The organism is Arsukibacterium sp., assembly GCF_036735525.1.
Lineage (GTDB): Bacteria > Pseudomonadota > Gammaproteobacteria > Enterobacterales > Alteromonadaceae > Alishewanella.
In genome coordinates, this window is record NZ_DAINOE010000068.1 from 1 (window position 1) to 9,345 (window position 9,345).

General features: G+C 50.9%; 9 protein-coding genes and 1 pseudogene. 8 read left to right on the forward strand and 2 right to left on the reverse strand.

The features are described from left to right. The 6 genes and pseudogenes from V7D78_RS12665 to V7D78_RS12690 form a co-directional block, all read left to right on the forward strand. Positions 1 to 674 (forward strand): annotated as a pseudogene (locus V7D78_RS12665) (carboxyl transferase domain-containing protein); the annotation flags it as partial. A gap of 190 nt (positions 675 to 864) precedes the next feature. Next, positions 865 to 1,659 carry an enoyl-CoA hydratase/isomerase family protein gene (locus V7D78_RS12670; protein WP_333608818.1) on the forward strand — a complete coding sequence of 265 codons (795 nt, stop codon included), beginning with the start codon at positions 865 to 867 and terminating at the stop codon, positions 1,657 to 1,659. Between the two features lies 1 nt (position 1,660). After that, entirely contained in the window at positions 1,661 to 3,646 is a 1,986-nt protein-coding gene (locus tag V7D78_RS12675) for an acetyl/propionyl/methylcrotonyl-CoA carboxylase subunit alpha (protein WP_333608819.1), read from the forward strand. After that, entirely contained in the window at positions 3,643 to 4,557 is a 915-nt protein-coding gene (locus V7D78_RS12680) for a hydroxymethylglutaryl-CoA lyase (protein WP_333608820.1), read from the forward strand. Before V7D78_RS12675 ends, V7D78_RS12680 begins: the two co-directional genes overlap by 4 nt. Before the next feature lie 307 nt (positions 4,558 to 4,864). Further along, positions 4,865 to 5,566, forward strand: a complete 702-nt coding sequence (locus tag V7D78_RS12685; RefSeq protein WP_333608821.1) for a CoA transferase subunit A — start codon at positions 4,865 to 4,867, stop codon at positions 5,564 to 5,566. 10 nt (positions 5,567 to 5,576) lie between these two features. Further along, positions 5,577 to 6,236, forward strand: a complete 660-nt coding sequence (locus V7D78_RS12690) for a CoA transferase subunit B (protein WP_333608822.1) — start codon at positions 5,577 to 5,579, stop codon at positions 6,234 to 6,236. Positions 6,237 to 6,277: 41 nt separating this feature from the next. Here the strand turns inward: V7D78_RS12690 and V7D78_RS12695 are convergent, their stop codons facing one another. Next, on the reverse strand, positions 6,278 to 7,180 hold the full coding sequence (locus V7D78_RS12695) for an NAD(P)-dependent oxidoreductase (protein ID WP_333608823.1): 903 nt from the start codon (positions 7,178 to 7,180) through the stop codon (positions 6,278 to 6,280). A 77-nt stretch (positions 7,181 to 7,257) separates the two neighbouring features. On the opposite strand from V7D78_RS12695, the gene V7D78_RS12700 reads away from it, so the two are divergent. Further along, positions 7,258 to 7,737 (forward strand): glutathione peroxidase, encoded by a 480-nt coding sequence (locus V7D78_RS12700; RefSeq protein ID WP_333608824.1) that lies wholly within the window; start codon positions 7,258 to 7,260, stop codon positions 7,735 to 7,737. 86 nt (positions 7,738 to 7,823) lie between these two features. Continuing rightward, a complete protein-coding gene (locus V7D78_RS12705; protein WP_333608825.1) occupies positions 7,824 to 8,804 on the forward strand; it encodes a 2-hydroxyacid dehydrogenase in 981 nt (326 codons plus the stop codon). A gap of 83 nt (positions 8,805 to 8,887) precedes the next feature. On the opposite strand, the gene V7D78_RS12710 is transcribed toward V7D78_RS12705, so the two are convergent. Beyond that, complete coding sequence (locus tag V7D78_RS12710; protein WP_333608826.1) at positions 8,888 to 9,277, reverse strand: DUF2750 domain-containing protein; 390 nt, start codon at positions 9,275 to 9,277, stop codon at positions 8,888 to 8,890. Positions 9,278 to 9,345: the final 68 nt, after the last annotated feature.

Below are 9,345 nucleotides of genomic sequence, written 5' to 3' on the forward strand. Positions count from 1 at the left end.
TGATGGCTCAGACTTTGATGAGTTTAAACAACTATATGGCGACCCTGGTCTGTGGTTTTGCACGCATCTTTGGCTATCCGGTGGGCATTGTCGCCAATAACGGGATACTTTTCTCGGAATCGGCGCAAAAAGGCGCGCACTTTATCGAGCTCTGTGCCCAGCGCAAAATCCCGCTACTGTTTTTACAGAACATTACCGGCTTTATGGTCGGCAAAAAGTATGAAGCCGAAGGCATCGCCAAGCATGGCGCCAAGATGGTAATGGCCGTTAGCTGTGCCAAGGTGCCGAAATTTACCGTGTTAATTGGCGGCAGCTATGGCGCAGGTAACTACGGCATGTGTGGCCGTGCCTATGACCCAACCATGATGTGGATGTGGCCTAATGCCCGTATTTCAGTAATGGGCGGCGAGCAAGCGGCAGGCGTGATGGCACAGGTCACTAAAGATGGTTTGGCCCGTAAAGGCGAAACCCTGTCGGCCGAAGCCGAAAAAGCCCTGAAGCAGCCAATTATTGAGCAATATGAAAAGCAAGGCCACCCTTATTACGCCAGTGGCCGCTTGTGGGATGACGGTATTATTGACCCGGCTCAAACCCGTATGACGGTAGGTCTGGCCTTGGCAGCAGCACTGAATGCGCCAATTGAAGAGACTAAGTTTGGTGTGTTCAGGATGTAGGACATACGCTTGCCGCTACGAGAAATGGAATGAGTGCGGATGTGATTTTTTCGGCGACCGTTGCAGCCCAGGATGGGCGAATCGAGCCCCCATGGATGGGTTCACGGCGTGTCGCAGACAAAAATACACGCAGCAACCATGATTTCGGAAAAATACAGTCTCAGGTTGAATTAGCACTTTCGGAGAAAAGATGAACCCGATTTACACCCAAGTGAGTATCGACCAGCGCGGCGTGGCCAGCCTTGTGCTAAATCGCCCTGAAGTCCATAACGCCTTTGATGATCTGATGATTGCCGAGCTGATCCAGGTGCTGGATAAGCTGGCGGCCGATACGACAGTGAAGGTGCTGGTACTGAGCTCAAATGGCAAAAACTTCTCTGCCGGTGCCGATTTAAACTGGATGCGTTCGATGGCCGAAAAAGACTATCAGCAAAATCTGGATGACGCCAATGAGCTGGCCATGCTGATGCATAAGCTGGATAGTTTCCCCAAACCAACTATTGCTGTAGTACAAGGCGCCGCCTTTGGTGGTGCCGTTGGCCTGGTGGCATGTTGTGATATCGCCATAGCCAGTGACAATGCCAGTTTCTGTTTAAGCGAAGTTAAAATTGGCTTAATACCGGCGGTGATAAGCCCTTATGTGATGCGCGCGCTGGGCGAGCGGCAATGTCGGCGGTATTTTTTAACGGCCGAGCGTTTTAGTGCCGATACCGCTAAACAACTGGGCTTACTGCACGAAGTGCTTGAAAAAGAGGCGCTAAGTAGCAGCGTCGACAAGCTGATCCATAGCTTGCTACAGAATAGTCCGGCGGCAGTCACCAGTGCTAAACAATTACTGGCCGAGATATATCAGCAAGCTATTGACGAACCACTGATTAAACTGACCACTGCGGCTATTGCCCGCATTCGGGTGTCTGAAGAAGGTCAGGAAGGGCTACAGGCCTTTTTAACTAAACGCCAGCCTAACTGGTTACAGGATAACTAATATGTTTCGCAAAATACTGATTGCCAACCGTGGCGAAATAGCCTGCCGCGTTATCGACACCGCCCACAAGCTTGGCATCCGCTGCGTTGCTGTGTACTCAGAAGCGGATGCCAATGCCCGTCATGTGCGCATGGCCGACGAGGCCTATTTACTGGGCCCGGCGCCCAGCAAATACTCTTACCTGCGCAGCGATAAAATTATCGACATTGCCAAGCAAAGCGGCGCCCAAGCCATTCACCCGGGTTACGGCTTTTTATCTGAAAACGAAGACTTCGCCAAAGCCTGTGCCGAGGCTGGTGTGGTATTTATCGGCCCACCGGTTGGCGCTATTATGGCGATGGGCTCGAAAAGTGCTGCCAAGAAAATTATGGCCGATGCCGGCGTGCCCCTGGTACCGGGCTATCATGGTGAAGATCAGTCTGATGCTCTGCTGGCCGAGGAATCTGCCAAAATTGGTTATCCGCAGCTGTTAAAAGCCGCTTATGGTGGCGGTGGTAAAGGCATGCGGGTGGTCTGGAAACAAGAAGAATTCAGCGATGCACTCGCCGGCGCCCGACGGGAAGCCAAAGCCGGTTTTGGCAATGATAAAATGCTGATAGAGCGCTACCTAACCAAGCCACGACATATCGAAATTCAGGTGTTTTGCGACAATCATGGCAATGCCGTGTATTTAGCGGAGCGCGACTGCTCTATTCAGCGCCGCCACCAAAAAGTCATTGAAGAAGCGCCAGCGCCGAATTTTAGCGCTGAACAGCGCAAAGCGATGGGCGAAGCGGCAGTGAAAGCGGCCAAAGCGATTGATTATCGTGGTGCCGGTACTGTTGAGTTTTTGTTTGACGAAGACGGCTCTTTCTATTTTATGGAAATGAATACCCGGCTGCAGGTTGAACACCCGGTGACTGAAATGATCACCGGCCAGGACTTAGTGAAATGGCAGTTATTAGTCGCCGCCGGAGAGCCTCTGCCGCTAAGCCAGCATGAAGTACAAATTGATGGCCATGCCATTGAAGTACGGGTGTATGCAGAAGATCCCGACAACGACTTCCTGCCGCAAACCGGCAAACTGACTTATTTACGTCAGCCTGAGCAGAGCCGTTATGTGCGGGTGGATACCGGCGTCGTCGAGAATGACGAAGTATCGCCCTATTACGATCCGATGATTGCCAAACTTATTGTCTGGGATGAAAGCCGAGATCGGGCCATTGCCCGCATGCTGCGTGCGTTGGATGACTACCGCATTGCCGGTGTGACCACTAACTTAAGCTTCTTAACCAGCTTAACCGAGCACCCGGCCTTTAAAGCGGCCGAGCTTGATACCAACTTTATTAATCACCATCAGGACACGCTGTTCGCACCAGCCAACAAAGAAAACAACCAAGCGCTGGTGCTGGCAGCTTTATTTATCTTAGAGCAGCAAAAAGCGCCGGTGCAAAACCATAAAATCCCCAGCCCCTGGCAATACAGCCATGGCTGGCGCTTAAATGAAACTCCTACCGTAGTGCTGAATTTACTGCACGACGATACAGCGCAGCAACTGACCATTCGCGAGCAGCAACAGCATTATGTGGTCGAGTTACAAGGCCAGCAAATCTGCTGTCTGGCTGAGCTTGCTGGTGATGAACTCAGCGCTACGCTGGGCGATCATAAAACCAAGGTAAGGGTCAGCCGCTATCAGGACACCATTAGCGTATTTATTAAGCACCATCGCTACGACTTTATTTACCGTACAGAAGTCACCACAGAGCTTGATGGCAGCGAGCATGCCGGCAGCTTAACGGCACCAATGAACGGTACTATTGTCGCGGTAATGACCAAAGCCGGTGCCCATGTTAAAGCCGGCGATACGCTGGTGATCATGGAAGCGATGAAGATGGAATACAGCATTAAAGCGCCGAAAGATGGCGTGGTGAATGAGGTATTTTACGGCGCGGGCGATTTGGTAAAAGACGGCGCCGAACTGGTCGATTTTAGCCCGGAGCAAGCATGAGCTTACCGCAAACAGTCCGGATAGTCGAAGTAGGCCCGCGTGATGGCCTGCAAAACGAGCAAAGCGTCAGCACCGCCGATAAAATTGCCTTAATTGATCTGCTCAGCGCTGCCGGCCACTGCTACATTGAAAGCGGCGCCTTTGTCTCGCCCAAGTGGGTACCGCAAATGGCCGACTCGTCTGAGGTATTTGCCGGTATTAATCGCAAAGCCGGCGTTACCTATGCGGCGCTGACCCCAAATTTAAAGGGCTATGAAGCTGCTAAAGCCGCTGGCGCCACTGAAGTGGCGATTTTTGGCGCTGCATCAGAAGCCTTTAGTCAAAAAAATATTAACTGCAGTATCAGTGAGAGCCTGGAGCGTTTTGCGCCTGTGGTAGCTGCAGCGCAAGCCGATGGCATTAAAGTGCGCGGTTATGTGTCCTGCGTGGTCGGCTGCCCTTATCAGGGCGAGGTGGCACCGACAGAAGTGGCGTTAGTGGCCAAAGCTTTGCTGGAGATGGGCTGCTATGAGATATCACTGGGCGATACCATAGGTGTTGGCACCCCGGCTAAAGTAAACGCTATGCTCGATGCAGTGCTGACTATGGTACCGGCCGAAAAATTAGCGGTGCATTTTCATGATACCTATGGCCAGGCGCTGACCAATATTTATGTGGCGCTAAACCGCGGCATCAGCATCATTGACAGTGCGGTGGCCGGTTTAGGCGGCTGCCCATACGCTGCGGGCGCATCCGGCAATGTCGCCACTGAAGATGTCGTCTATTTATTGGATGGTCTGGGCATTGAGCACGGGGTAGATTTAACGGCATTGGCACAGGCTGGCTGGTTTATTACCGGCAAGCTCGGCAAGCAGCCTAGTTCTAAAGTAGGATTGGCACTTAAGGCTAAGTGCACGCAAACTAACAACTAGTTCGCAGCATCCCGGCAATTGCTGCGTGTATTTTTTCTGCGACACGCCGTAAACCCATCCCTGGGGGCTCGATTCGCCCATCCTGGGCTGCAACGGTCGCCGAAAAAAACACATCCGCACTCGCCTGCTTCATCTGAGTAGGTAAGCGCGCAGTGCACTTTAGACAGAACCGTGTTTTTCATGGATGAACAACAGGAGCCTACATGGAGGTATTTACGGCGTGTTCTGGCAAAGTTGCACGGAGTGATTACCGGTGATTTAACACCTAAGTTTTCGTTAAAGTTCAGCAAAGAACAGAGGACAACAAATGGCAGGGTTTAATAAAGTCGTACATAGCTACGAAGACGCCATGGCCGGCCTGCAAGACGGGATGACCGTGATTGCCGGTGGCTTTGGTTTATGTGGTATTCCGGAAGGCTTAATTGCCCAGATTAAAAAGATGGGCACCACCGACTTAACAGTGGTTTCTAACAACTGCGGCGTTGACGGCTTTGGCTTGGGTATTTTACTGGAAGACAGGCAAATCAAAAAAATGGTTGCCTCTTATGTCGGTGAAAACGCGCTGTTTGAAAAACAATTATTAAGCGGCGAGCTGGAAGTAGAACTGACACCACAAGGCACACTAGCCGAAAAAATGCGTGCTGGCGGTGCTGGCATTCCGGCCTTTTTCACCGCCACCGGTTACGGTACCCCAGTAGCTGAAGGCAAAGAAACCCGCGAAATTAATGGCCGTAATTATGTGTTGGAACCGGCCATTACCGGTGATTTTGCCATAGTTCGCGCCTGGAAAGCCGACCGTTATGGCAACCTGGTGTTTCGCCACACCTCAATGAACTTTAACCCTATGGCCGCGACTGCCGGTAAAATTACCGTGGCAGAAGTGGAAGAAATTGTCGAGCCGGGCGAGCTGGAACCGTCGCAAATTCATACCCCGGGTATTTACGTGCAGCGCGTGATCAAAGGCAACTTTGAAAAACGCATCGAACGTCGTATGGTGCGGCAAGGTTAAGGAGGCAACCATGGCTTTATCTCGTGAACAGGTAGCAATGCGCGTCGCGCAAGAGCTGCAAGACGGTTACTACGTTAACCTGGGTATCGGCATTCCGACGCTGGTAGCCAACTATGTACCGGCCGGTATTGAAGTAATGCTGCAATCCGAAAACGGCTTGCTCGGTATGGGCCCCTACCCAACTGAAGCCGAAATTGACGCCGATATGATTAATGCCGGTAAAGAAACCGTTACCGCCATTAAAGGCGCCGCCATTTTTAGCTCAGCCGAAAGCTTCGCCATGATCCGTGGTGGTCATGTTGATTTAACCGTGCTCGGCGCCTTTGAAGTTGACCAAAATGGTAATATCGCCAGCTGGATGATCCCAGGTAAACTGGTAAAAGGCATGGGCGGCGCTATGGATTTAGTGGCTGGCGCACAAAACATCGTAGTGACCATGACCCACGCAGACAAGTACGGCAACAGCAAACTGTTAGAAAGCTGCACCCTGCCACTAACCGGCGTAGGTTGCGTCAAGAAAATCGTCACCGATTTAGCCGTGCTGGAAGTACGCAACGGCGCCTTTCACCTGCTAGAGCGTGCACCCGGTATCAGTGTTGAGGAAATTCAGCAGAAAACCGCTGGTAAGTTGGTAGTAGAGGGTGACATACCGGAGATGGTGTTTAACTAAGTCCCTATCCAAGTAAAAAGGCGCCGCGGCGCCTTTTTTGTTTAACGCTTTAATCTGGCCAGCAAGCTGGAAGTATCCCAGCGGTTGCCGCCCATTTGTTGCACTTCGCTGTAAAACTGATCAACCAAGGCAGTAAGGGGTAAATGACTGCCATTTTCCCGGGCTTCGTTTAAGGCGATGCCTAAATCTTTGCGCATCCAATCCACCGCAAAACCAAAATCGTATTTGCCATCGAGCATGGTCAGCGATCGATTTTGCATTTGCCAGGACGAGGCCGCGCCTTGGGAAATCACCTCCACTACGGCGGCACCATCGAGGCCAGCGTTTTGCGCAAAATTAAGTGCCTCTGCCAGGCCCTGCACTACCCCGGCAATACAAATTTGATTGACCATTTTTGCCAACTGGCCAGAGCCTGCCGGGCCCAGTAATTTAGCACAGCGCGCATAACTCATGATTGCCGCTTCGGCTTTAGCAAAAGCGGCAGGCTCACCGCCCAGCATCACCGTTAATACGCCGTTTTCTGCTCCCGCCTGGCCACCTGATACCGGCGCATCTAAAAAGCCCAGCCCTTTAGCCGCGCAGGCGGTGCTCAGCTCACGGGCTAAGCCGGCCGAGGCCGTGGTATGATCAATTAACACCGCACCGCTGTGCATGCTGTTTAACACGCCCGTATCACCATAAACCACAGAGCGAACGTCATCATCATTACCCACACATAAAAACACCAGCTGTGCGCCATGGGCCGCCTCAGCGGGGGTGGCCGCATAACTGCCATGGTAGCGTTCCACCCAAGACTGTGCCTTGCTAATGGTGCGGTTATACACCGCTACCTGATAGCCTTTTTGTTGTAAGTAACCGGCCATCGGAAAGCCCATCACCCCTAAACCGATAAATGCCACCCGGGTTTGGGCTGGCGTTGCTGCAGTGCTGGCAATATTTGACATAAAAATGACTTAAATCTGTGACATACTGGAGCGTGAGCTTACAAAGTTCCCTGATAAAAAGCAAAACAGGAGTGTGCATGAGCACCATTCACCAATTTAGTGTCAGCAATGCCCAAGGGCAGCCTGTGTCATTGACAGACTATAAGGGCAAGGTACTGTTAATCGTTAATACCGCCAGTGCCTGCGGCTTTACGCCGCAATATCAGGAATTAGAACAACTGTATCAACGCTTTAAAGCCAAAGGATTAGTAGTACTGGCTTTTCCGTGTAACCAGTTTGGTGCTCAGGAACCCGGCACAGATAATGAAATCCAGCAGTTTTGTCAGTTAAATTATGGGGTCAGTTTTCCGGTGATGGCTAAACTGCAGGTGAATGGCCCCGAGGCCAGCCCACTGTTTGCCTACCTGAAAGACAATGCCCGCGGTTTACTGAAAACCCGTGCTATTAAATGGAACTTCACTAAGTTTTTGGTCAACCAGCAGGGTGAAGTGGTAAAGCGTTATGCACCACGAACTAAGCCAGCCAGCATTGCCAGTGCCATTGAAGACATGCTGTGACTTTGATCTGGGCTAAGGTACTCGGCTCAAAATAGCGTATGCTTACGACAATAATTTCGGAAATGCCCCTTAAATGGACAGCCCCCATGAAAGTTGCCGTATTCAGTAGTAAAAAATATGACCGTGAAGGTTTTGAGCAGTGGGCCGATAACAGCCTGCAATTTAGTTATTTTGAACAGCGCCTTAATGCCCAAAGTGTCAAACTGGCGGCGGGTTGCCATGCCATTTGCGCCTTTGTAAACGATGAGTTATCGGCCGATGTGCTACAACAGCTGTCAGCTATGGGTATTGAAATGGTGGCACTGCGTTGTGCCGGTTTTAATAATGTTGATATGGCTGCCGCCAAAGAGCTGGGCATTCGCGTAGCCCGGGTACCCGCCTATTCACCAGAAGCTGTGGCAGAGCATACTATCGCGATGATGCTCACACTAAACCGCAAACTGCATAAAGCTTATAACCGGGTGCGGGATGATAACTTTGCGCTGGATGGCCTGCTGGGTTTTAACATGCACGGTAAAACCGTCGGCCTGATAGGCACCGGCCGCATTGGCATAGCCACGGCCGCTATTATTAAAGGTTTTGGCTGCAAACTGCTTTGTTATGATATCCAGCAAAATGCTGAGCTCGATGGCCATTATGTCAGCCTGGAGCAACTCTATGCTCAAAGCGATATTATCAGCCTGCACTGCCCGCTTAACCCTGCGACACAGCATATGATTAATGCCGAAGCGCTAGCTAAGATGCGTGATGGTGTAATGCTAATCAACACCAGCCGTGGCGCCTTAATTGACAGTAAAGCGGTGATCAACAGCCTGAAAAGCCGCAAAATTGGTTATCTGGGACTGGATGTGTACGAGCAGGAAGCCGATATCTTTTTCGAAAACCTGTCAGAACAAATGATTGATGATGAAGTATTTAAACGCTTGCTGACCTTCCCTAACGTACTTATTACTGGCCATCAGGCATTTTTTACCAAAGAAGCATTACAGCAAATTAGCAGTATTACCAGTGACAACCTGCTGGCGTTTGCCAGTAATCAGGCCAATGGCAATGAGTTGGTGAATTAATGGCGCTGATCCGTAAATCCAAACGCTTATAAACAACAAGGGCGCTTAATAGCGCCCTTGTTGTTTACGCATGAAGCGACGCATTAATCGTCGCTAAGGGCTTTAATCAGCGTTTCGGCCAGTTCATCTGGCGCGACTACCACACCCGGGCCATCGGCATCTGGGATCACGGCTACTGCTAAATCATCGCCACTTAAGCCATCAGTCCATTTTTCTAACCAGGTTTCCACGGCCACCGCTTGAGCAGTACAGTTTGACCATTCACCGTCAATCCATTCTGCTGCCAGTTCAGCATGGGGCCATACCGGTATACAACGCTCTTCTTCAGCACTTACCAGTACAAAACCTTCATCGTCAGTCAGTATCCAGACTTGCTCTAAATCGGCGACCGCCTGGATAAAATATTCATAGCGCTGCTCGGCATCAAGGGCTTTAATGCGTGACAACTCTTCAGTTGATAATTGATATTCCATAATAATGTCCTGTCTGTAAAATATTGGCTAATGATGACGGATCTGGCCTGATAAAGCCAATAAAAATA